Origin of the sequence: Desulfosporosinus sp. HMP52 (assembly GCF_000765145.1) — a bacterium.
In the GTDB taxonomy this organism is placed as follows: Bacteria; Bacillota; Desulfitobacteriia; order Desulfitobacteriales; family Desulfitobacteriaceae; genus Desulfosporosinus.
Genome location: NZ_JMGA01000029.1, coordinates 24,851 through 48,657, shown reverse-complemented (window position 1 = coordinate 48,657; position 23,807 = coordinate 24,851). Strand labels below are relative to the sequence as shown.

The window sequence follows — 23,807 nt, the reverse complement described above, 5'->3', positions numbered from 1 at the left end:
GAGGTTTTCTTGTTATTCGTATGGTAATTTGTAGATTTGATTAATCAAGCTATTAATTCAGATAAGAGTGATATTGATCTTTTAAAAACCAAGAACAATTGAAGATCCTTTTTCTGATAAAAATGCATAATTACTTGAAAAAATGCAGGAATTTAAGTTTTTGAGGTAGAAATAAACGCGGTAGGGGGATTGGTAAAATGGCCATAGTTATTGTAGACGATACTGTTTTTAGCTTAGAAGTGACAAAAGCATGGCTTAAGGCTGCGGGATATATGGATATTATTACTGTAAAGTCAGCAAGGGAGCTTTATCGGCTGATCGACGGCCATTCGGAATGGGGAATTGTGGAAGTTGATCTAATTCTAATGGATATTGTTATGCCAGAGATTAATGGAATTGAGGCTTGCCAGAGTGTCAAAAAGCGAGAATGGCTTGTTGACGTACCAGTAATCATGGTAACTTCGAGGACAGACAGAAATGATCTCCAACTGGCATTTTCTGCAGGAGCTATGGATTATATTAAGAAGCCTCTTGATAGTGTTGAATTGTTAGCACGAGTGCGTTCGGCGTTAAAGTTGAAACATGAGACAGCTCGGCGAAAAGCTCGAGAATTGGAGCTGCTTGAGGTTACTCATCAGCTACAAGCGGCTAACGAGAGGTTGCAAAATCTTTCTTTCTTTGATGGGCTGACTGGGATTGCTAATCGAAGGAATTTTGACCAGAGATTACTGCAAGAGAGAAAACGCTCCATGCGGGAGAATAATCCCCTTTCTCTAATTATGCTGGATATCGATTACTTTAAAGCCTTTAATGATACCTATGGTCATTTAAAAGGAGACGATTGTTTAATAACTGTAGCATCTTTGTTGGTAAAGACCTTAAGACGACCCGGTGATTTTCCCGCTCGGTATGGAGGGGAAGAGTTTGGCGTTGTTTTGCCGAACACAGATGATATTGGAGCAGCCGTTATAGCAGAAGAGTTGAGAGCCAGTATCGAAAGAGCGAACATTGAACATATCAGTTCCCCCTGTGCAGATCATGTTACGATAAGTCTGGGGGTTGTGACAAGATTCCAAGGGCATTTAGACAACCCAAATGATTTAATAATGACTGCGGATCGGGCACTTTACTGTTCTAAAAATCAAGGCCGCAATCGAGTAACAATAGATATCCTTAGGAATGATTAATTACAAGGGGGAGTAAGGAAAAAGGGCATCGCAATGCTCTTTTTTACATTTTAAGAATTTTTGGGATGTGCGAGCAACATAGTTCGAGCTTGGAGTAGAAGCTGAGTTATTCTAATCCTTCAAACTGCATATTGTAGTAACGCGCGTAGATACCTGCCTTTTCGATTAACTGCTTGTGACTTCCTCTTTCCTGAATACCTTCATCGGTAACGACCACGATCTCGTCTGAATTCTTTATCGTACTAAGCCTGTGAGCAATAACGATAGTCGTTCGATTTTTTGATAGTTTCTCTAGGGAGTTTTGAATGTATCGTTCACTTTCGTTGTCTAAAGCCGATGTAGCTTCATCTAGGATTAATATCGGGGGATTTTTCAAAAAGACTCTGGCAATTGAGAGCCGTTGTTTTTGCCCGCCGGAGAGCCTAACCCCTCGTTCCCCCACATAACTATCATACCCTTGCTCCAAAGACAAAATAAACTCATGAATATTAGCGTTTTGAGCAGCTTCAATAATTTCCATTTCGGTAGCACCAGCTTTGCCATAGGCAATATTGTCTTTGATTGAGCCGTCAAACATATAGACATCCTGTTGTACTATGCCGATGGCGTTTCGTAAGGAGTCTAAGGTGACATCTCGGATATCTTTTCCATCGATAGTAATTGATCCTGCAGTCACATCATAAAATCTGGGCAGAAGAGAACATAAAGTGGTTTTTCCTCCTCCGGATGGACCGACTAGGGCAATGGTTTTACCGGCCTTTATTCCTAAACTAACATTATCTAAAACGTTGGAATCATCGTTGTAGCGGAAGGAAACATTTTTATAAATAATATCTCCTTTAACATCTGTTAGAGGTTCAGCGGTATCCGAGTCCGAAATATCAGGTAGTGTTTCCATCACTTCGATGAAACGCTTAAAACCCGCGTATCCTTTTTGAAATGATTCCGTATAGTTTATCAAGACATCAATAGGGTTGATGAAAAGGTTGATATATAGAACATATATAGCTAGGTCAGAAACCTTTAATGAACCATCGGCAATAAATATTCCGCCGGAAACAATGATTACCACGTAGAGTAATCCTTCAAAAAATGAATTCCAGGCGTGAAAAGAGCCCATAAGTTTGTAGATTCTATTTTTGGATTCCAAAAACTCATGATTGTGTTTTTGGAATTTTTGCCTTTCTAGGTTTTCATTAGCAAAAGACTTAACCACCCTAACTCCAGCCAGGCTATCTTGAAGGCTGGAATTAACCGCTGCAATTTTGATTCGGCTATCTGAGAAGCTAGGTGCCATCTTGTAATTTTTATAAATAGTGAAAAACACCATAATTATGGTGACTAGTAAGAGAATCAAAGTCATTCTAACATTAATAAGGAGCAAGATACTAAAAGAACCAATAATTTTCAGAGCGGAGATAAAAACGTTCTCTGGCCCATGATGAGCCAACTCAGAGATATCAAATAAATCTACGACTAATTTGGACATCATTTCTCCGGTATTGTTTTTGTCATAATAGGAGAAAGATAAGCGCTGAAATTGACTAAATAGATCTTTTCTCATGTCGGTTTCCATTCTGGCGCCCATGATGTGGCCCCAGGAAATGATGAAATATTGGCAGAAATACTTAATGACGTACATTAACAAGAGGGATATGCCGACAAAACCAATAGCATTTAGAATGACGCCTTTGTCTTGGGTGAATAGGTTCTTGGCGAGATAATTAAGGATTTGAGGAAAGGCCAGGTCAATAATCGAAACAAGAAGGGCACAGAACATATCTGCATAAAATAAGTGCTTATAGGGCCTGTAATAAGTTATGAATTTTTTAAGGATAGACATTGTAATTCACTCTCTTTCAATCGCTAAGAGAAGAAAGCCCGAAGGCATTCAGGCTTTCTCCCTAAAAGGGAAGCGTGCTTAATTTAACAGTTGAAGTATCTTTCTATATACTCAGTACAAATAGTTCATCGTACCTGTATAATGCTAGATTATACAATCTTAGCATACCAGGTTGATTTATCAATAATAAATTGGTCACAAAATGAAAGATGGATAATGAAATTCTATGTTTTCCCACTATAATAATAGCGTTATTGGGCATTATAAGATTGTTTCCGGCAAAATAAAATGAATGGGGAGGTCTGGCAAATGAGAAAATTGGCTGCAAGCGTTTTGGCATTAGTTTTCATGGTTGTAAGTGCCGTTCCTGCCTTCGGGGCTGTTGATCAAGAGAAATTGAAAGAGATTAAAGCTCTGAATCAGCAAATGACCAACATTAAGGCTCAGATCATTGATAAAGAAGTAGAGGCCGGAATATTAGATCAGGCAAAAGCCGAGAAAATCAAGAAATCCATGCAAGAACGCCAAGCAAAGATTGAACAAGATATCGACAAAGGCGAATTCCATGGCTTTGGGCCCCAAAAAGGCTGCTGCCGTAAAAACTCAAATGCTCCAAAGACAGAGTAGGCTTGGAACTCATTCACAATTAACTGATGTCGGATAACACTTGGGGCGAACTCCATTTAAACATTTGGAGTTCGCCTCTTATTGTTTCATTTGACAAAAGAACCTATGGCGCATTAGAATTCCTTTAACAACCCGAGAGAGCATAAGGGATTCTAAACTCCGTTATGTCATAGCTAAGCAGTTCACTTTAGATGGAAAGGATATGATTATGGACCAAGCAATCGTTATTGGAAGTTTATCGGTAGGATTATTAATACTGGCAGTTTATATAAAAAACCGAGGAAATATCAGTCAACTAAGGATCGATCCTCAAGAAGCAAAACGAAGATTAGATAAGGAAAAGGGCATCGTTTTACTTGATGTTCGAAGTCAAGAAGAATATATCGATAGTCACATACCTAAGAGTATCTCGATTCCTTTATCTGTTTTAAGACAGGAAGTGAGTGAAAGATTACCAGACAAACAAACTACAATTTTTGCCTATTGCCGAAGTGGCAATAGGAGTAGAGCTGCTGTTAAGATCTTATTGAAACAGGGCTACACTAATGTTTTTGATCTGGGCGGGATAGTTCGTTGGCCTTTTAGGACGGTTTCCGGAAACAAGTAAAAAGAGAGAAATAAGTAAAAAGACAGATAGGGTGGACGATCCCCGTTATAGGAGAGGTACTAGCTGATTAGGATTTCTAATAAGCGAGAGCAATTGGTCGCGGCTGTGAAAAAATGAACTCTGTTATAAGGACTTGTTTAAAGGAGAAGGCGTTGAAATTCCTTCTCCTTTTTGGTTTCATTAGTATCGTGAAATGTTATTCATTTTGAAAAAGTAATAAGAATGTGCTTTAAGCATTGTAATTAATGCCAATTGACACTGACTTATAAGTAGCAAATTCGATATTATAACTGGGAAAGATTAATTTTATTACGGTCAATTATCATCTTATTTTATAAATCCAAGGAGTGTTTATATGAAGAGAGTTTTAATCTGTGTATTAATTCTTTTTACTCTTATATTTACCGGATGTAGCAAAGAGGTTCAAAATGAAAACCCGGATAATCCCGACAACGATTCGCAGCAAATCGTCAATATCGAGGATGATGAGGATATACCAGATATCGCCTTGGTTATGAAAACCCTAACAAATCCTTTCTTTATTGAGATGGAAAAGGGTGCGCGCTTAGCTCAAAACGAGTTAGGTGTTAATTTAATCGTTAAAACCGGAGCAAAAGAGACTTCAATCGAACAACAGATTGGTATCGTTGAAGAACTTATAAATTCGAAAGTGGATGCCATAGTAATTGCTCCCGGAAGTTCAACAGATTTGATTCCGGTTTTGCAAAAAGCTCAAAAAGCAAATATTGCGATTGTAAATATTGATAACAGGTTAGATCCTAACTTTTTAAGAAAAATGAATTTAACAGACATTCCCTTTATCAGCGTCAACAACGAAGACGGTGCTTATAAGTCCGCTAAATATATCGCTGACCAAATTAATAAACCAACCAAAGTCGCAATACTGGAAGGAATTCGCGGCGCTGATAATTCTGAACAACGTAAGAAAGGGGCTTTGAAAGCCTTTGCAGAAAATCCTAACATTCAAATCGTGGCCATGGAAAGCGCAAATTGGAAAATTGATGAAGCATTCTCTATTACTTCATCAATCTTTGCTAAATATCCAGATATAGGTGCTGTCTTTTGTGCCAATGATATGATGGCCTTAGGAGCAATACAATACCTAGAAAAATCAAATCGCAGCAATGTGCTGGTAGCAGGATTTGATGATTTAAGAGAAGCAGAAAAGGCAATTAGTAAAGGAAGTATGCAAGTTACAATTAATCAACAAGCAGATATTCAGGGGTATAGAGGGGTGAAATATGCCTATGAAATGATAAATGATAAGAAACAGCCCCTGGAAACGCTTATTGATGTTAAGTTAGTGACAAAAGCAACAATTGATTGAGGCTTAACCAGCCTACCTTGCTAACAGAGAATTACAATAGTATTAATGTCATCCCGAAAGGATAATTTGCATGTTCCATAAATCTCTAAGATTGAACATAACCCAAAAACTCTTAATATATCTATTATTAGCCTGTATAGTTCCTTTAGCCTTTTTAGGTTTGATGTCCTATAGTAAGTCAAAATCCATCCTTAAAGAGGAGATCGACAAGACATCAATAAACTTATTGGAAGAGAAGAAACGCTATCTAGAGGTCATCATGGAAGAAGTGGAGGGATTGATTGCCAATCTTTCCAGCATTGAAGATATCAAAGATGTATTGGCGAAGAATGGTGAAGGAATCACTGATTTCGAAAGACTGGCTACTCAAGCCAGAATTGGATATCTACTAAGCAGTTTTACAAATCTTAAAGGGCTTGTTTCAATTGACATATACTCATTGAGTGGAGAGCATTATCATGTCGGAGATACCTTAGATGTTCAAGATATTAACGCAGATTCCAAGAATAAAATACTTAATAAGGCATTATACTCAGAAAGTTCGATCCTATGGCAAGGAATTGAAGATAATCTGAACTTAAAATCTAATAATAAAAAGGTTATTCTGATTGGGAAAGTTCTAAAAAAGATTGACCCCAACACTTTTACTGAAAAGCCGATTGGCTTGCTTTTAATAAATTATGATATTGACGTTTTCTATAATCATTTTACTAGTACATATAAAGACACGGAATATATGATTATTGACAGAGAAAAAAGAATCGTCTATCATCCGGAGAAGTCATCAATTGGAAGTAAACTAGATAGCGAGTTTATATCAAATATTTATAAGAATTCCGGCAGTTTTGTTACGGAAATTAAAGGAGATAACAAACAAGTCATTTATAACACGACTAAGAATGGCTGGACGCTTCTGGCTTTAATATCAGAGAAGAGCATTTCTGAGAAAGTTAAGGATATTCGGAGATATAATATATTGTGCTTAGGGGTTTCATTCATTTTCATGTTCTTATTTGCTTTTGCCATTTCTAAATCATTTGTTGGGCCGATTAGAAAAATAACTAATTCCTTTAAAGAGTTAAAAAAAGGAAGGATAAACCTGGAAACCCGAATTCAGTCAATATCTAACGACGAGATTGGAGAATTATGTCGCTGGTTCAATGAATTTATGATAAGTCTAGAACAAGAAAGAAAAACAGAATTAGAGTTAATGCAGGCCAAGGAAGCTGCTGAAGCAGCAAATATCGCCAAAAGTCAATTTCTTGCCAACATGTCTCATGAAATCAGAACACCAATGAATGGAATTATCGGTTATATAGAACTGCTCTCAACAATGCCGCTAGAAAGAGAACAAGCAAGTTACTTAGCTGAAGTTAAAGCTTCAACTGATTCTCTTCTTTTGCTAATTAATGACATTTTGGATTATTCGAAGATTGATGCCAACAAGTTGTTGATTGATTGTATTCCTTTTAATCTTCATAGTCTTGTGGAAGAGAGCGTATCCCTATTTTCCCCCAAAGCAAATGGCAAGGGTATCGAGTTAGCCTTATTTATCACCGCCGGAGTACCGAGCAGTGTTCAAGGGGATCCCAGTAGATTAAGGCAAGTCTTAAATAATCTCATCGGGAATGCTGTCAAATTCACCGACCAGGGTGAAGTGACAGTAATAGTAACACAGATTAGAGAAAATGCCGAAAGAATCCAATTGCAGATTGAAATTCGCGATACTGGCATTGGCATGTCCGAAAAGACTAAGCAAAACCTATTCCAAGTTTTTACTCAAGCAGATGCTTCTACAACAAGAAAATATGAAGGAACAGGGCTGGGCCTGGCGATATCAAAAAAAATAATCGAACTAATCGGAGGCAGAATTGATGTAGTAAGTGCGCTAGGTAAGGGGAGTACCTTTATAATCGCCCTAGACTTAGAAAAAGCGCAGCTCGAAAACCATGAAGAAAAACCTAGGTTAGATGAGTTGAAAGATCTTTCCATCATGATCATTGATGATAATGATACTAACAGAATGATCTTTCGAGAATACTTGGGTGAAGTGGGATGTCGTGTAAAGAGTGCCAAAGATGGCTTTGAAGGAATAGAAATTCTAAGAAAATTGTCCTCAGAAAATTTACCCCGAATTATTTTGGTCGATTATATGATGCCAGGGATGAGCGGTTATGAATTTGGAAAAAAGGTGTTAAGGGACGAGAGGTATAGGAACACTAAGCTAATTCTGATTACTTCCGCAGCTCAGAAAGGAGATACTAAATTAGCTAAGTCGATAGGATTTGCCGGATGCCTTTTAAAACCTGTCCGCAAGAAGGAGTTAATTGAACTTATTGCTCAGATAGCACTCCTAAAAACCTCTGCTTTGCCAGAAGAGGTTGAAATAAATCCCTCAGTTATTCAAGAGACCCGTGGCGATGACCAACCTTCAATCTTGTTGGTTGAAGATATGTTAGCTAATCAAAGACTAGAGATGACAATCTTGAAAAAACTTGGTTACACTGTCGAACTGGCAACTAACGGGCAACAGGCTGTTGAGATTTGTAATACAAAAAAATATGATCTGATTCTGATGGACTGCCAAATGCCAATAATGGATGGCTATGAAGCAACAATCCAAATTAGAAAAAAAAGTGTCTTTAATAAAAACACAACCATCCTCGCTATGACGGCCTATACGATGGAAGGCGACAGAGAAAAATGTATTAACGCCGGGATGGATGATTATATCAGCAAACCAGTCTCAATGGGAGTTCTTAAAGAGAAGTGTGATGAATATCTGAACGAATAAATGTTATTAGATCTTTAGAGAGGAGGGATATTATGGACAGAAAAAATAGTATTTTAATTGTGGATGATAGTATCTCAGGACAGAAAGTATTGAACGCATTACTGGAGCGAGAGGATTACTATATAGAATTTGCCTCAAACGGCAAGGACGCTCTGAAAAAGGCCTTCGAGATAAAGCCGGATTTAGTGCTCCTTGATGTCATATTGCCAGATATGGATGGATTTGAAGTTTGTAAGAGAATCAGAAACAATCCCTATACATCCTTAATGCCTGTTATTATGGTTACTGCTTTAGAAGATCGAGAATCAAAACTAAAAGGTTTTCAATCAGGCGCAGACGAATTTCTATGTAAACCCCTAGATGCTTTGGAAGTAAAGGCCAGGGTAAGGACTGTCTTAAAACTTGATCGGTTTAGAAGACTGCTCTATGACCATAGCACGGGGTTGCCCAATGACATGCTTTTCATTGACTATATTGATAATATTATGATAAGCCAAGAACAAAGCATGGCCTCCCAATTTGCCATAGTTGCAGTAAAATTAAGCAATTCAATGTTCTTAAACAATTACCTCTCAAAAATAAATGATCGACAAATGCTTAAAGGACTAGTCGAAAAGTTCCAAAATGGGCGAGAAGACGTAAAAATAATATCCTATAATAAAGAAGGCAATTTCACAATCTTGCTTGATAGTGCAGGGCCTGAGGAGGCGGCTAGATTTGCAGATGATCTTGTCAAGGCATTTGCCAATCCAATTGAGTATTTGAATGGGGAGTTACTGCTTTCTTGCAAAATAGGGATTTCTCTATACCCTCAAAATGGTTCCACAGGAAATGAACTTGTTAATAATGCTCGACTAGCTAACGAAGAAAAGAACAAGGAAAAATTTTATATTCGATTTTATGACGAGCAACTTGAAAGAAACTATAAGAATCATGTTGAGATTGCTACAAATTTATTTAAGGCCATTGATAATCGTGAATTTGTTCTGCATTTTCAGCCTCAAGTAAGGGCTGATAATCATAAAATAGTTGGAATGGAAGCACTAATAAGATGGAATAGCAGAGATTATGGTTTTATGTTTCCGGATTTTTTTATTCACCGTGCTGAAGAAAACGGAACCATAATAAATTTAGGCAATTGGGTAATTAAAGACTCTATGAGGTATTTAGCTGATCTAACTCATAATGATAAAATATCAACAAGTGTTTCCGTCAATGTATCAGCACTACAGTTTAACGATCCAAGTTTAGAAGCTAGGATTTCTAACTTTGCTGGTTTATATGATTTAGCTCCTGAAACCATTAAAATAGAAATAACGGAAAGTGCCATAATGGCTAATCCCGATGAAGCCCAAAAGAAAATGTATGCCCTAAAAGAGAAAGGTTTCAAACTATCGATTGATGATTTTGGCACGGGACAAGCTACCTTAGCCTATTTGAAGGATTATCCAATTGACGAAATAAAGATTGACAAAGTATTTGTTCAAAACTGTCTAACTCAGAAAGTCGATTACGAGATTGTCAAACATATTATTGAACTAGCTCATACATTAGATCTCAAAACCGTGGCTGAAGGTGTAGAGGAAGAAAAACATGTGGAGTTACTTGCAAATCTGGGTTGTGATATTATGCAAGGGTATTACTTCAGCAAGCCCGTTAGCGAAAACGAGATGAGCAACCTACTGCTCACGCAACCCTTTGAAAAAAAATAGTACTACTATACTATATGATTTTTTATGGCAAAAACAGCAAGTTGGGTTCTATCTTTAAGTTGAAGCTTTGAGATAATGGTGGTTATGGTATTTTTTACGGTTCCCTCCGCTATGAAAAGGGAAGCGCCTATTTCTTTGTTGTCTTTCCCTTCAACAATCATACGGATGATTTCCACTTCTCTGTCAGATATAGGAACTTCAATATCGTTAATAATCACTTTATTGTTTTGTATTCGCACAGGTTCTTTAGGGTTTTTATTAAAAGTTGCCGGCTTAAAAACATCTCTATGCATTATCTGTAAACCATGGTAAGTGCTTTTAATAGCCAGCATTAATTCTTCCGTACCAACATTTTTTAGAATGTAGCCATTTGCTCCATTACTGATTGCTTCAGACACATCTTCCTCGTCATCAGAAGCAGTAACGATCAGAACCTTTACATGTGGGTAATCAGATTTAATTAATTTAGTTGCTTCCGTTCCATTGCAGACTGGCATAGAAATATCCATTAACACCACATCGGGATTGTACTTGCCGCACAATTCATAGGCTTCTCTTCCATTAGCGGCACAAGCAACAACATTCATTTCCCCGTGGTTTTCAATAATAGTTTTAAAGCTCTCCCGTAAGAGTTTTTGATCATCGGCAATTAATACCTTCAACATAATATAACCTCTTTTTTAATTGGAATATTGCGTACATTATATCATATAATTATAAAGCTTGAGGGATCTAGCCTTTGGCTTAAGATATGGTTTATCAACATACTTGATTCGGCTAACTAAGGCATAAAAAGGAATAAAAGAGTTAAAGGGCTGTCACTTGACAGCCCTTTAATTAAACCATTTTGCGACCAGTGATGTTAGAGTTGAATTGTTTTTGAGATAGCTAGAACTACCAAGATATTATTTATTACTTAGCAGAAACGGCTGAGTGAGATACTTTCTTTTTACTAGGATGGTTTGAAGTTGAGAAGCGACTGTTGCGAAAATAGATTAGAAGATCCGTAAAGACCATTAAAAAATTAAGAAGATATAAATATACGACTGCATCATACTGATTAAACACCTTATGCATAATCCCTGCAACATAGCCGATAAGTATTACAATTAAAAAAGATACACTTTTACCTGCCGTTGATCGAGAGGTATAGGATTTGTAAATGGAAAGGGGCCAAGCTGCACCAAAGCATATTAACATTATAATTTCAAAAATACTCAATTTAGCTTTACCTCGCTTCAATTGTATCTACTTTACTTATTGAGCTAATTATATAACTTTTCACACCGAAATAGATTGCTTTTATTAAAGTTCCAAAATTCGAAATAATAAAAAGTATTTACAGCGGACGATTACCAAGGGCAGTCGGAACATATTAATGCTTCTTACTGCCTTAGTTTATTGTTTTGAAATAGCTGTGTGGAGGTTATTCTGAATAGAAAACCAACGTAATATATAACATTACGTACCTAAGAAACCAGCTTGCAGAGAGAAGGTGAAAGGTTTTAATGAATCCGCAATTGAAGGATGCCAGAGATTTTCTTAGCCTCATATCAATAGCCTCGGGAGTTTCCGGTTATGAGTTTTCGATTGCCTCTTTGGTCAGAGAAGGATTTAAAGAATTTAGTGACGAGGTACTGGGTGATAAAATCGGTAATGTTTACGCTCTGAAAAGAGGGATTAAAGAATCTAATAAAAAAATTATGTTAGCTGCTCATATGGACGAGATAGGCCTGATTGTGAAAAAGATTGATTCCCGCGGTTTTCTTCAATTCACATCCATTGGCGGGATCGACCAACGCACTCTCTTGTCTCAAGAGGTACTGGTTCATGGGAATCGAGCTATTCCTGGTATTATAGCTTCTTTGTCGCCCCATCTATTTGATAAAATGGAATCAAGTCAGGCTGTCAAAATGGACGAAATGGTTATTGATGTTGGGATGCCTCTGGCCAAAATCCAGGAGGTTATCCAAGTGGGAGATATCATCACTATAAAACGCCAAACCTATCCGCTTCTGAATAACCTAATAGCTGGAAAATCCTTAGATGATAGAGCCGGAGTAGTGGCAATGAAGGTTTGTCTGGAAGAGCTGTCTAGGCTTAAGCACTCTCATGATGTAGTTGCAGTAGCAACCACGCAGGAAGAAGTGGGGGCGAGGGGAGCAATCACCAGTGCCTATGCCCTTAATCCGGATCTGGCAGTAATTATAGATGTTACTCATGCCTGTACTCCTGATCTAAAGGGCCAAGTTACAATTGATTTAGGAAAAGGTCCTGCTGTTGCCCTCGGGCCTAATATCCATCCTGGGATCTACGGTCATCTTGTGGACTCAGCTCATTTCCATCGTGTACCTATTCAAATTGAACCAATTCCGGGACATTCAGGAACGGATGCTTGGCCTATTCAAGTGACTCAGGCAGGGATTCCTACCGGGTTGATCTCTATCCCCTTGCGGTATATGCACACTTCAGTAGAAACCCTTAATATTCAGGATGTAATAAATTCTGGCAAACTGTTAGCCTATTCCATCGCCTCCTTACCAGATGATTTGGAGGGAATGTTATGTTATTAAAGAGCCTAAGCGAATTAAATGGTACTTCAGGGGCAGAAAATCTTGTCCGTAATTTCTTACGGCAAACAATAGAACCCTTTGTAGACATTATTAATACTGACAAAATGGGAAATCTGATTGGGATAAAAAATGACTCTCTTTCCGGCCCCAAAGTAATGCTGTCTGCCCATATGGACGAATTGGCTTTAATGATTATCGATATAACCGGAGAAGGATTTCTTAAATTTCGCCCTGTCGGCGGAATAGATGCCCAAATTCTGGTCTCAAAACCTGTACAAATCAACAACTCCTACATGGGAGTCATTGGAGCAAAGGCCATTCATCTCCAAAAACATACAGAAGGGCAAAATCCTTTATCCTGTGACCAACTATATATTGATATCGGAGCAAAATCCAAAGAAGATGCCTCAAGCAAAGTGAAACTTGGAGATTATGCCTATTTCACAACCGTATTTGAGCCCTTCGGAGACGGGCTTTATAAGGGTAAGGCCCTTGAAGGCCGAGTGGGATGTGCCATATTAGCAGAGTTGCTCCAAAACGATTATGATTTTCCCTTGATCGCAGGGTTTACTGTTCAAGAGAAGGTAGGCCTGCGAGGGGCTAAGGTTGCTGCTCATCACTTGGCTCCGGATTTTGCAATAGTACTGGAAGCAATTGTGGCGGACGATATGTCCGATTGTGCCGAAGAGGGTTGGATCACTGAGCTAGGTAAGGGTCCGGTTTGTTCATTCATGGATAGATCCACTCTCTATAGTTCGAAGCTCATCCAATGGGTGACGGGTGTAGCTCGACAGAACGGTATTCCGTTACAGTTTCCCCGCGGAAGTGGCAGCGGAAACGATGCCGGTTCTATACATATCAGCAAAGTTGGAATACCCACCATTAGTTTGAGTGTGCCGTGTCGCTATATCCATTCTTTTGCCTCAGTAATTTCAGAAAAGGATTATCAAGCTTGTTATGACCTTGTTAATGCTCTCCTAAAGGAATTACCAAATATCTTTGAAGGCAGCTCAATTAATTTTGCTAAGGAGGACAAATTTTAAATGGATATGGATTTCAGAATCCTGGAACAGTTAACCCAGATATTTGGCCCTTCCGGTTCAGAAGAGCAGGTTGCTGAATTCATATCTGCTCAGATACGTCCTTATTGTGACGAAGTTACTAATGACACTTTAGGAAATCTCATAGCTGTACGTCATGGTACTGGTAAAAAAATCATGGTTGCTGCTCATATGGATGAAATCGGCTTGATGATTACACATATTGATAAAGAGGGGTTCTTACGTTTTACCCCTCTCGGTGGAGTGCGTACCTCTAACCTAGTTGGACAAAGGGTTAAGTTTAATAGGGGGAGAATGGGGACTATCGGAGTAGAAAAAATAGCTAAACCAAGTGACTTCAAACTAGATAAACTCTTTATTGATATTGGTGCAGTTTCCCAGAATGAGGCCGAACAGATTGTCCGCCTAGGAGAAACGGCAGTGTTTGTAGGAGATTTCGTGGAAGTAGGGTCAAGAATCATGGCTAAAGCTCTTGATGACCGAATTGGTTGTTTTGTGGTTATCGAAGCACTTAAACGTTCTAAGTCTACTAATGAATTAGTATTTGCTTTCACTGCGCAAGAAGAACTCGGAACCAGAGGTGCCAAAACGGCAGCCTATGCTCTTGAACCTGACCTGGCAATAGCTGTCGATGTGACAGCTACCGGAGATACTCCTAAGGCCCACTCCATGTCAGTGAAATTAGGAAGTGGTGTGGGGATTAAAGTCTTCGATCGTTCTTTGATTACCCCTCCTCAAATAAAACGCTGGATGGCTGCGGTGGCAGCAGAAAGGAATATTCCCTTTCAGTGGGAGGTATTAGAGTACGGAGGGACGGATTCCGGAGCTATTCATTTGTCTAGAGGAGGAGTTCCTTCCGGTGTAATTTCAATCCCTACGAGATATGTTCACAGTCCCGCTGAAATGGTTGATTCCAGGGATGTTCAAGCTGCCGTGGATTTACTCGTGAGTTTACTTGAACATCCTCTAGAATGAGGTTGGAAGTGTCAATTTATTCATTGATTGATTGATTGTTTCCTTTCAATTCTTATAAATGAACACCTCCATAAATTGGTTGCTCAGCTTAGCCTGAGTACTTTTTTTGTTAATTAATGATCCTCAATTTAATAAACTAAGGCGAATTTGTTTTTTGCTAAAGGCAAGTATAATTAATAAGTTATTTTTGGGAATTTAAAGTAGAGAATTGCGTAAAAATAAGGTATAGTTTATTAATATTGCTTATTATTTGCATTTTAGTAGGAGGTTTAATTTATGAAGAGTTTTTTAACTTCGATCCAAGAAAGGGTTTTACTATATGATGGGTCTAAAGGTGTCATGCTTCAGAAGAGAGGATTGAAAGGCAATGAAGCGTCAGAATCATGGAATCTATCAAAACCTGATGAGATCAAAAACCTGTATAATCTTTATAAACAAGCAGGATCTGACGTAATCCAAACCAATACGTTTCCTGGTAATAGAGTTACCCTTGATAAGCACGGCATAGGGGATAAGACTTATCAAGTGAACTTTGAAGGGGTTAAATTGGCTAAAGAAGTGGCAGGAGACAACACTTACGTTGCTGCTTCAGTTGGACCAACGGGAATGATTATGGAACCTGCAGGGGAATTAAGTTTTGACAAAGCTTATGATATTTTTAAAGAGCAATTAAAGGCAATCGAGGATGCGGGTGCAGATGTTGTTAATTTTGAAACATTTACAGATTTAAATGAATTAAGAGCAGCTATATTGGCTGCTAAAGAAACAACAAGTCTGCCAATTATTGCTTCGGTAACCTTTAATGATAATAGTAGAACTCTATCGGGCAATTCAGCTGAGGTATGTGCAATAGTCTGTGAAGCATTAAAGGTGGAAGTAGTTGGAGCTAACTGTTCCGGCGGACCTGACAGTTTACTTGAACCTATCAAGAAAATGCATGGGGTCGTTTCCATTCCTCTTTCAGTTAAAGCGAATGCTGGTATGCCAGAATTAGTAGCAGGAGAGGCAGTCTATAAACAAAAACCAGAACAATTTAGTGCTTATACAAAAGAATATGTTGAGCATGGAGTAAGACTTATTGGTGGGTGTTGTGGAACCACCCCGGAATTTATCAGTGCCTTGAGGAAAGAGCTCAATGAGATTAAGGTTCAGGATTTAGAATTGCGTTCGAATTCGATGATTGCATCAGCTTTTAGTTACTTAGAACTTTCTAACAAGGAATTATCTATTGAAAAGCTTTTCATTAATGATGATATGAGAGACATGTTAAGAAAAGGCGATTTTTATAGTTTACTGCAAGCTTATAAAGCGGCAAAGATGGATTGCCTATTCATAGATTTTGGCGATATGAGTGAAACCTTTGACGTATGGGAATTTATTAGCACTATAAGCTACCTCGTTAAGAAGCCCCTCATTATCAAATGTGATTCTATTGAAATAGTTGACAAAATCCTAAGATATTATCCTGGAAGGGTCGGCGTAGTTTTATCGAATACTTCAAATCTATCTCGTGATCAATTTAAACACTATGGTGCTTTAATTCTTAATGACAAATTTGAACCGACTGTCTAGGAAAACTCCAGGCCTATATTAGCCATGCCCTTCCATGCTGTTAAAACGGCTTCGGGAGGGCTCTTTATTGCTGGTATTCACATTTATTACACAAAACTACACTTTAACCTCGGAAACCTCGACTTTTCGATAAAAAAGCAAGCCTTAATTAGGTAATTAAAGAAGGTATTTTAAAGTTATTTGCGAATTAATCTTAAATATCCATATAAGTCTAATAAGTAGCGAAGCACAAACGAAAGAGGTGAATTTGAGTGCGTTCACTCAAACATCAAATGCTCATATTGCTGCTGGGTTCATTGTTTTTACTGGCAGTTTGCTTTCTCACCGTTCTGGGGTGGTATATGAAAGATCGGGTTGTGGCAGCCACAATTATCAAAACCCAGACAGATTTGGCAACATGTGGAGAGATTATTGATAAGACCTATCCTGGTTCGTGGTCAGTGCAAGATGGAAACCTATATAAAGGGGCTACTAAGATCAACCTTAATAACGAATTAGTTGATCATTTGTCTCGTCTAACCGGGGATACAGTGACCTTTTTCTTGGGCGATACAAGGGTAGCAACTACAGTTCTTGGGTCAAACGATGAACGAGTAATAGGGACCAAGGTCTCAGCTAACGTAGCCCGGACGGTATTGGAGGATGGTCAAACTTTTATAGGAGAGGCCAATGTTGTCGGCCAGTGGCACCAATCAGGATATGCACCTTTACGAGCGGAAAATGGCAATATTATTGGGATCTTTTATGTGGGAATTTCCCATGCTTATGAGAAGGAAATAATCACCCGATCGCTAATCACAATGGCGATCCTAGGTTTAGGTTTAACAATCTTAATAGCACTTATAACCTGGTTTTTTATTCAGAAAGTTATCATTAACCCTTTACACAATATCACGCTGGGAACTCGAGATGTGGCAACTGGGCACATTACTGAGAAGGTTAAAGTTTCTAGAGTCAAGGAAATTGAAGAGTTGGAGGATGCCTTTAACCAAATGGTAGAACAGTTTCAAACGTCCATCGAGGAGATTAATAGCAGAGCTGATAGTAATGCGGAAGGGCCGCTAGCCGAAATTGATAATCCAGTAATTGATTCCTCTGAGGACATTGAGACAACCGATCTTTCGCTCTTAACGTCTAACACTAGTGAGCCGGAAGAAGTATCTAAATCTGACATAGCATGGTCTATCAAAGAGGAGGAGTTACCAAAAGGATTAAACGAAACAACTCTTGAGCAGATCATAGAATTTCTACAAGCTAACCGCCGCCCCCTTTCTTCAGAAGAGGTTGCTGAAGGAGTGAAGCTAACCAGGGTAACAGTACGTCGCTATCTCGAGTTCTTAGAAGACCGTGGCCTGTTAATATCCAAGCTTAAATATGGGATTGGCCGACCTGTCAAGTTATTCACACCTATATAAACATTCCATAAAGACTTTTAATCTCCATTTAATAAAAGCTAAGCAGCATGATTTCGGTTTTTAAACCGTGTCATGCTGCTTTTTTCTTCAATTAACAAAAATTTCGAAATATATTAATTATCCACAAAACATTTTATTAATGTTCAAATGGGTGACAGGTTGGGCTAAGAACGATAAAGTTTAACTACGGCATCATAACTGTTGATCTCCAATTTAATTGGTGGAGTAAGAAAGAGTAATTTAAATAATAAGGAGTGAGTATCTAGCTGGCTTTAAAGAAATAAGATTTCTTAAGCAAAAAACTATAACAAGTAGTCAGAAATTATAAGTAGGAGTGATAACTGTGGAGACAAAAAATTATTTGCCACCATCTGAAATAACTAATACTGCTATACAAATAGGAATCAAAAAGGTGGGTATGAAATATTCCAATCAATTCATATTGGCAATTTTAGCGGGTGCTTTCATTGCCTTTGCAGCCGAAGGCTCAAATATGGCGGCTTTTAATTTATTTGCCAAGCCGGAAACCTATGGCTTGGGAAAAGTTCTGGCAGGAGCAATATTTGGAACAGGGCTTATGATGGTTGTTTTGGCAGGCGGAGAATTGTTTACCGGGAACACCTTGATTTTAGGCGGAGTATTAGATGGAAAAGTAAAATTCAAGGATATGATAAAAAATTGGTTTTTCGTTTACTGCGGCAATTTCATTGGAGCAATACTTCTTGCTTATATGATGGTTCATTCTGGATTGTATAACAGTGGTGCTAATGTTTTAGGAGGAGTAACCATCAAAATTGCCGCCTATAAAGTAGGGTTGCCGTTTATGTCGGCATTCTATTTGGGGGTTATGTGTAATATGTTAGTCTGTCTGGCAGTCTGGATGGCCTATGGGGCGAAGGATATGGTCGGTAAAATACTGGCGATTTTCTTCCCGATATGGCTTTTTATCACATCCGGCTTTGAACATAGTATAGCGAACATGTATTATATTCCCGCTGGAATTTTAGCAAAAGCAAATCCGAGCTGGGTGACTGAGTCTCATTTGGGATCCCAAGCGCTAGCGAATTTAAACTGGGGAACCTTTGTAATAAATAACTTGGTTCCGGTTACACTGGGAAACATTGTAGGAGGATCCTTTTTTGTTGCTGGAGTTTATTGGTTCGTATATATAAAAAATGATGTTAAAGCAGAACCTGCTTTAATAAATCAGTCCAGATCTAATGCTGCTAAGTAAACCTGATAGACTGAAAAATCCGGCAGTCTTAATGTGAACTCATCTAGATGAGTTCGTATTAAAACCGCCGGATTTTTGAACATAAGTGTCTTAAGATGAAGTAGAAATACATTGTTATTGTCAATATATGAATGTCAAGAATACTTACGAAAAACGATAGATCCAGAAGGATTCGCGAGTGAGCATATGGTTGTATGAGTTCTTCGAAGACGGATTCTTAAACTGTCCATTAGAGAGGCGGGGAAGAATTACTTGTGATTGTGATCTGTGAGCTCGGATTGCGGCCAGCTTTATCTCAGCAACATCTGAAATGTCGTTAATTATATCTGGTTTTCCAAGCTGATCTTGACAGTCGCGTGCAAAAGCGTGGACATACACGGTAGGACGTTCTTGAGGGGAAAGTCGGGAAACAGCTCGGATGGTCACTTCACCAAGAGCATTGTGATCCGGATGGACAGCATAGCCGGGATAGTGGGTAAGAACCAAAGAGGGCTTGACTTCCAAAATGATTTGCTCAAGCCTGTCTGTCAATAATTCAGGGTCTTCAAACTCTATCGTTTTATCTCGCAATCCAAGTTGAATCAGGCGTTGAATACCAAGGGCCTGGCATGCTGTCTCCAGCTCCGCTTCCCGAACAATGGGCAATGATTCGCGGTTGGCGAAAAGTGGCCGACCCATGTTGCGTCCCATTTGTCCTAAAGTACCGCAGACATAAGTGACAGGTACTCTGGATTTTGTAAATTGAGCTATGGTTCCGCCACAGCCAAACGTTTCGTCGTCTGGGTGCGGGAAAACTACTAGAACATGTTCTTCCAAGAAATATTCCCTCCACACTATAAGTTACAATTCAAAAGGAGACAGGCTGAGTTCTAATGCCACTGCTAAGCGACCCTCTTGATCATGGCCGGCTAGTAAGAGCCGACCTTCCGGATCTATCTCGTAATCCGTTAAGCCTTCGGCGTAGACCCAGCCGATTTCCATTTTCAGACCTACGCGGTATGGGCCTGCCCCTGTGATAATTCCCCGCCCAAAGCGGATAAGACCATTGCGTATATACGCCCCCACGGTCATATTGCTCTCTTGTCTATGAACGGCATAAGCGCCATTGGTTGTCTCAAGGTGAAGGTAAACTTCACGGTTTAGAAAACGATCTAGTTCGGTTTGTACGATAGATTTATTAAGCGGATTCATGGACAATCCCTACCTTAAAAACAATAATTTGTAATTATTATATACTATTTTAAGGTTATTTTCACGGAAGCAGGCGCAAAAGGAGCTTAGCAACATTTCCTTAAATTTTTATTTTTACGTATTGACCTTAATAGAAAAAGCTGGTAAAATACCAACCATATAACCTATATTTTTATTTGTGATGACGGGGTAAAGTAAACGGAACGATCTTTTCAGGGAGGCGGCGTCATAGACTGAAAGCGCTGCTATGGTATCAACCGTTGAAGGTTCACCTCTGAGCTACCAAACTGAAACCTTAGGGAAAGTAGGCTTGGTCGGAGACTTCCACCGTTAAAAGGAAGAGGGTATAAGGAATAGATATTTTATGAATATTATTATTCCCGTACTTAAATGAGGAGGGGTCTTTTTATAGACTCAATCTGGGTGGTACCGCGAAATGCACTTTTCGTCCCTTTAGGGATGAGAAGTGTTTATTTTTTTTATTATTTTATTTTTTGGAGGTGAAAATCTCAGCAGTTATTTGTGAGGCTTAATAACAAAATCGTAAGGAGTGATTTGCATGAAAAACATGTCAAAGGGATTAAAGAGAAGGCTAGGACTTGCGCTTCTATTGGTAATCAGCTTACTAATCAGTGCCTGCAGCCCAACTAAGGAAGCAGACGTAAAGAGTACTACGGCATCGGCAAATGAACCCTATAAGATTGGGGCAGTATTGGATATCAGCGGTAATTCCTCATCCCTAGGAGTACCGGAACGTGACACCCTGCTAATGATGGTTGAGAAGCTCAACTCGGAGGGGGGGATTAACGGACATCCGGTGGATCTGACTATCATGGATAACAAAAGTGACGAAACCGAAAGCGTTCTAGCCGCTAAAACTCTGATTGAAAAAGGATCACTGGCAATACTGGGGGCTAGTTCCAGCGGGACGTCCATGGCCATGATCAAGACTGTGGAAAGTGAAAAAGTTCCTATGATTTCCCTAGCCGCTGCCAGCAGTATCGTTGAGCCAACCAGTGATAGGAAATGGGTGTTTAAAACAGCCCAAAGCGATATTGTCATGATTAATAAGATAATTAGTTATCTTAAGAAAAATGACTTGAACAAAATTGCCTTCTTGTATATGAACAATTCCTATGGGGATAACGGTAAGAAAGCGATCACTGCTGCAGTAAAAGATAGTGGAATTAGTATTGTTGCTGAAGAAAAATTTGATGCCAATGACAAAGACATGACTCCGCAGTTAAGCAAAGTAAAAGCAAGTGAGGCGCAAGTGGTAATCGTTTGGGCTATTCCGCCTTCGGCTTCAATTCTGACTAAAAATTTCAAAGATGTAGGTCTCACTATTCCCTTGATTCACAGTCATGGAGTAGGTAATCAAAAATTTATTGAACTTGCGCAAGGTGCTGCTGATGGAACTCTCCTGCCCATTGGCAAACTATCTGTGGCTCAACAAATCACAGACGCTGATCCTCAGAAAAAAGTTTTGGAAAGTTACATCGCAGATTATGTCAAGAAGTATAATAGCGAGCCGAATTCCTTTGGAGGCTATGCTTGGGACGCCTTTAATTTGCTGGTAAGCGCTCTGGAAAAAGCCGGGCCGGATCGTGAGGCCATTAGAGGAGAATTGGAAAAGACTCAGGGATTTGTCGGTATTTCAGGAGTATTTAATATGTCACCTGAGGATCACAATGGCCTGAAGGAAGATTCTGCAGTATTAGTGAAGGTCGATCAAGGAAAATGGAAGCTTATAGAATAACGGGGTGATTTATTGATGGGAGAACAACTATTACAACTTTTACTAACCGGACTGACCTTAGGCAGCATATACTCCATCATTGCTTTAACCCTGGTTACGACTTTTAATGTTACTGGCATATTAAACTTGGCCCAAGGGGAATTTGTTGTCATAGGTGCCCTGATAGCAGTCAGCCTGCAAGGAACAGGGATGCCAATGGCTGCAGTATTTCTGGTCTCGGTAATTTTAGTGGGTATCCTCGGTGGTTTGTTGGAGCGCCTGACAATTAACAAAGCAAGAGGAGCCAGCAGCCTAGGGATGTTAATTATAACCATTGGTCTCTCTATATCCTTACGCGGTCTGGCGTTGCTTATCTGGGGAACGGATACCTATTCTCTCCCCGCCTTCTCCCAAGGGGGATCAATAATGATTGGTGGAGCAGCTCTAAATCCTCAGAGTATCTGGATTTTTGCTCTTGTTGCAGTTACCTTAGCTGGATTATATGGCTTCTTTGAGCATACTTTTTGGGGTAAAGCTGTAAAAGCTTCCGTATATAACCAAACTGGCGCGAGGCTTCAGGGCATAAACTTAAATACTATCTCCCTGTTAGCTTTCGTATCCGCAGGAGGGTTAGGTGCGGCAGCTGGGGTGAGTATTGGGCCTATTACTATGGTCACCTATGATATGGGGTTTATGCTGGGAGTTAAAGGCTTCGTGGCTGCAGCAATTGGAGGCCTGAGTAATGTCGGTGGAGCAGTTATTGGGGGGATTCTCTTAGGGATTCTGGAGTCCTTTAGCTCCGGGCTCATTTCCTCCGGTTTAAAGGATGCTATATCCATCATCATCCTGCTGGGAGTTCTTCTCATTCGACCTGAGGGAATTATTGGAGCGATTAGAGAGCGAAAAATATAGTTATTAACCATTAGAAGGATTAGAGGTGAGAAACAATGCATTTAAAGAATCATAAGGGCTTAATTCTGTTGCTTTTCCTTCTTGTCATACCTCTGAAGATAGATAGCAATTACCTTTATAGCACATTAGTTGTTATTGCTATCTATTCAATCGTCGTGCAAGGTTTGGGGATTTTGATGGGATATGCAGGCCAGGTATCCTTTGGGCATGCGGCTTTCTTTGGCTTAGGTGGATATACAGCCGCCATTTTAACAACTCGCTTTAACTGGCCCACCCTCATAGCACTCCTGGCAGCAGCAATCTTGCCGGGTATTCTAGCAGCTATAATTGGTCGGCAGACCCTGAAGCTCCGAGAACTATATTTGGCTTTAGCCACACTTGGTTTTGGAATATTAGTTCATATTATTTTCAACGAGGGGGGAGAACTCACCGGTGGCCCTTCAGGAATGAGTGGGATTCCAAACCTTACTATAGGGACTATATCTTTCGACAATGATCAGAAATTCTATTTACTGGTCTGGTTCATGCTATTACTGATATTAATAGGAATCTATAATTTAGTTCATTCACGCACAGGAAGAGCCCTTTGCTCAATTCGAGAAAGTGAGTATGCAGCCGAAAATGCTGGGGTTGACTGTGCCAGGCTCAAGCTTCAGGCGTTCACCTTCAGCGCACTATTAGCCGGACTTGCCGGAGGATTATACGCATTCTATGTTAGCTTTATCAGTCCTTCCCCCTTCAGCTTTCATACCTCAGTGCAATTTGTGCTCATGGTGGTAATCGGAGGTCTGGGCACCTTTTGGGGACCCTTATTAGGAGCAGTTGTGGTGGTTTCCTTGAATGAACTGCTGAGAGAGATTGTACCTTTACTAATACCGGGAGCGGGCGGTGAATATCAAATCATCATCTACGGAATCATTCTCGTAGGTCTCATGATTTTCCAACCTAAAGGTTTAAGCAGTATTGGGCGATACTTCAGACTACCTCTGAAAAAGGAACTAAAGCCTGAAGGGTAAAA

General features: G+C 39.4%; 20 protein-coding genes and 1 other annotated feature. Of the genes, 15 read left to right on the top strand and 5 right to left on the bottom strand.

The window, feature by feature from the left end; all coding sequences use genetic code 11:
- Nucleotides 1–197 precede the first annotated feature (197 nt).
- The gene (locus DP73_RS12310; protein ID WP_034599843.1) at nucleotides 198–1,187 is read left to right on the top strand and encodes a diguanylate cyclase; all 990 of its coding nucleotides are present in this window, start codon (nucleotides 198–200) and stop codon (nucleotides 1,185–1,187) included.
- A gap of 106 nt (nucleotides 1,188–1,293) precedes the next feature.
- On the opposite strand, the gene DP73_RS12305 is transcribed toward DP73_RS12310, so the two are convergent.
- Entirely contained in the window at nucleotides 1,294–3,030 is a 1,737-nt protein-coding gene (locus DP73_RS12305) for an ABC transporter ATP-binding protein (RefSeq protein ID WP_034599842.1), read from the bottom strand.
- Nucleotides 3,031–3,339: 309 nt separating this feature from the next.
- Between DP73_RS12305 and DP73_RS12300 the strand changes: the two genes are divergently transcribed.
- The 5 genes from DP73_RS12300 to DP73_RS12280 all read left to right on the top strand — a co-directional run bounded on the left by DP73_RS12300 (nucleotide 3,340) and on the right by DP73_RS12280 (nucleotide 10,118).
- Complete coding sequence (locus DP73_RS12300; protein WP_034599840.1) at nucleotides 3,340–3,657, top strand: DUF2680 domain-containing protein; 318 nt, start codon at nucleotides 3,340–3,342, stop codon at nucleotides 3,655–3,657.
- Nucleotides 3,658–3,859: 202 nt separating this feature from the next.
- Complete coding sequence (locus DP73_RS12295; protein ID WP_348982419.1) at nucleotides 3,860–4,264, top strand: rhodanese-like domain-containing protein; 405 nt, start codon at nucleotides 3,860–3,862, stop codon at nucleotides 4,262–4,264.
- Nucleotides 4,265–4,619: 355 nt separating this feature from the next.
- On the top strand, nucleotides 4,620–5,612 hold the full coding sequence (locus DP73_RS12290; RefSeq protein ID WP_052090636.1) for a sugar ABC transporter substrate-binding protein: 993 nt from the start codon (nucleotides 4,620–4,622) through the stop codon (nucleotides 5,610–5,612).
- Between the two features lie 70 nt (nucleotides 5,613–5,682).
- Nucleotides 5,683–8,406 (top strand): hybrid sensor histidine kinase/response regulator, encoded by a 2,724-nt coding sequence (locus tag DP73_RS12285; protein WP_034599839.1) that lies wholly within the window; start codon nucleotides 5,683–5,685, stop codon nucleotides 8,404–8,406.
- A gap of 32 nt (nucleotides 8,407–8,438) precedes the next feature.
- Complete coding sequence (locus DP73_RS12280) at nucleotides 8,439–10,118, top strand: EAL domain-containing protein (protein WP_034599836.1); 1,680 nt, start codon at nucleotides 8,439–8,441, stop codon at nucleotides 10,116–10,118.
- Between the two features lie 5 nt (nucleotides 10,119–10,123).
- Here DP73_RS12280 and DP73_RS12275 read toward each other — a convergent pair whose 3' ends face one another.
- Together DP73_RS12275 and DP73_RS12270 are read right to left on the bottom strand one after the other, a co-directional pair.
- Nucleotides 10,124–10,783, bottom strand: coding sequence for a response regulator transcription factor (locus DP73_RS12275; RefSeq protein ID WP_034599834.1), 660 nt, complete (start codon nucleotides 10,781–10,783; stop codon nucleotides 10,124–10,126).
- A gap of 247 nt (nucleotides 10,784–11,030) precedes the next feature.
- The gene (locus DP73_RS12270; protein WP_014904338.1) at nucleotides 11,031–11,339 is read right to left on the bottom strand and encodes a hypothetical protein; all 309 of its coding nucleotides are present in this window, start codon (nucleotides 11,337–11,339) and stop codon (nucleotides 11,031–11,033) included.
- A gap of 287 nt (nucleotides 11,340–11,626) precedes the next feature.
- Between DP73_RS12270 and DP73_RS12265 the strand changes: the two genes are divergently transcribed.
- From DP73_RS12265 to DP73_RS12240, 6 genes are all read left to right on the top strand, one after another.
- Entirely contained in the window at nucleotides 11,627–12,691 is a 1,065-nt protein-coding gene (locus DP73_RS12265) for a M42 family peptidase (protein WP_034599833.1), read from the top strand.
- Nucleotides 12,682–13,734 (top strand): M42 family metallopeptidase, encoded by a 1,053-nt coding sequence (locus DP73_RS12260; protein ID WP_034599831.1) that lies wholly within the window; start codon nucleotides 12,682–12,684, stop codon nucleotides 13,732–13,734. Before DP73_RS12265 ends, DP73_RS12260 begins: the two co-directional genes overlap by 10 nt.
- On the top strand, nucleotides 13,735–14,727 hold the full coding sequence (locus DP73_RS12255; protein WP_034599830.1) for a M42 family metallopeptidase: 993 nt from the start codon (nucleotides 13,735–13,737) through the stop codon (nucleotides 14,725–14,727).
- A 276-nt stretch (nucleotides 14,728–15,003) separates the two neighbouring features.
- Nucleotides 15,004–16,299, top strand: coding sequence for a homocysteine S-methyltransferase family protein (locus DP73_RS12250; RefSeq protein ID WP_034599828.1), 1,296 nt, complete (start codon nucleotides 15,004–15,006; stop codon nucleotides 16,297–16,299).
- A gap of 251 nt (nucleotides 16,300–16,550) precedes the next feature.
- Nucleotides 16,551–17,714, top strand: a complete 1,164-nt coding sequence (locus DP73_RS12245; protein WP_034599827.1) for a cache domain-containing protein — start codon at nucleotides 16,551–16,553, stop codon at nucleotides 17,712–17,714.
- 343 nt (nucleotides 17,715–18,057) lie between these two features.
- The gene (locus DP73_RS12240) at nucleotides 18,058–18,948 is read left to right on the top strand and encodes a formate/nitrite transporter family protein (protein ID WP_034599826.1); all 891 of its coding nucleotides are present in this window, start codon (nucleotides 18,058–18,060) and stop codon (nucleotides 18,946–18,948) included.
- A 144-nt stretch (nucleotides 18,949–19,092) separates the two neighbouring features.
- On the opposite strand, the gene bshB2 is transcribed toward DP73_RS12240, so the two are convergent.
- Both bshB2 and DP73_RS12230 read right to left on the bottom strand, forming a co-directional pair.
- Nucleotides 19,093–19,764: a bacillithiol biosynthesis deacetylase BshB2 gene (bshB2, locus tag DP73_RS12235; protein WP_034599825.1), complete on the bottom strand. Its 672-nt coding sequence runs from the start codon at nucleotides 19,762–19,764 to the stop codon at nucleotides 19,093–19,095.
- A 24-nt stretch (nucleotides 19,765–19,788) separates the two neighbouring features.
- Nucleotides 19,789–20,139 (bottom strand): YojF family protein, encoded by a 351-nt coding sequence (locus tag DP73_RS12230; protein ID WP_034599822.1) that lies wholly within the window; start codon nucleotides 20,137–20,139, stop codon nucleotides 19,789–19,791.
- A gap of 172 nt (nucleotides 20,140–20,311) precedes the next feature.
- Nucleotides 20,312–20,595 (top strand) — a binding site (T-box leader).
- A gap of 103 nt (nucleotides 20,596–20,698) precedes the next feature.
- Between DP73_RS12230 and DP73_RS12225 the strand changes: the two genes are divergently transcribed.
- The 3 genes from DP73_RS12225 to DP73_RS12215 are packed head-to-tail and all read left to right on the top strand — an operon-like array spanning nucleotide 20,699 to nucleotide 23,805.
- Nucleotides 20,699–21,898: an ABC transporter substrate-binding protein gene (locus tag DP73_RS12225; protein WP_034599820.1), complete on the top strand. Its 1,200-nt coding sequence runs from the start codon at nucleotides 20,699–20,701 to the stop codon at nucleotides 21,896–21,898.
- Nucleotides 21,899–21,913: 15 nt separating this feature from the next.
- Complete coding sequence (locus tag DP73_RS12220; RefSeq protein WP_034599819.1) at nucleotides 21,914–22,789, top strand: branched-chain amino acid ABC transporter permease; 876 nt, start codon at nucleotides 21,914–21,916, stop codon at nucleotides 22,787–22,789.
- 35 nt (nucleotides 22,790–22,824) lie between these two features.
- Nucleotides 22,825–23,805 carry a branched-chain amino acid ABC transporter permease gene (locus DP73_RS12215; RefSeq protein ID WP_034599817.1) on the top strand — a complete coding sequence of 327 codons (981 nt, stop codon included), beginning with the start codon at nucleotides 22,825–22,827 and terminating at the stop codon, nucleotides 23,803–23,805.
- The last annotated feature ends 2 nt before the right edge of the window (nucleotides 23,806–23,807 follow it).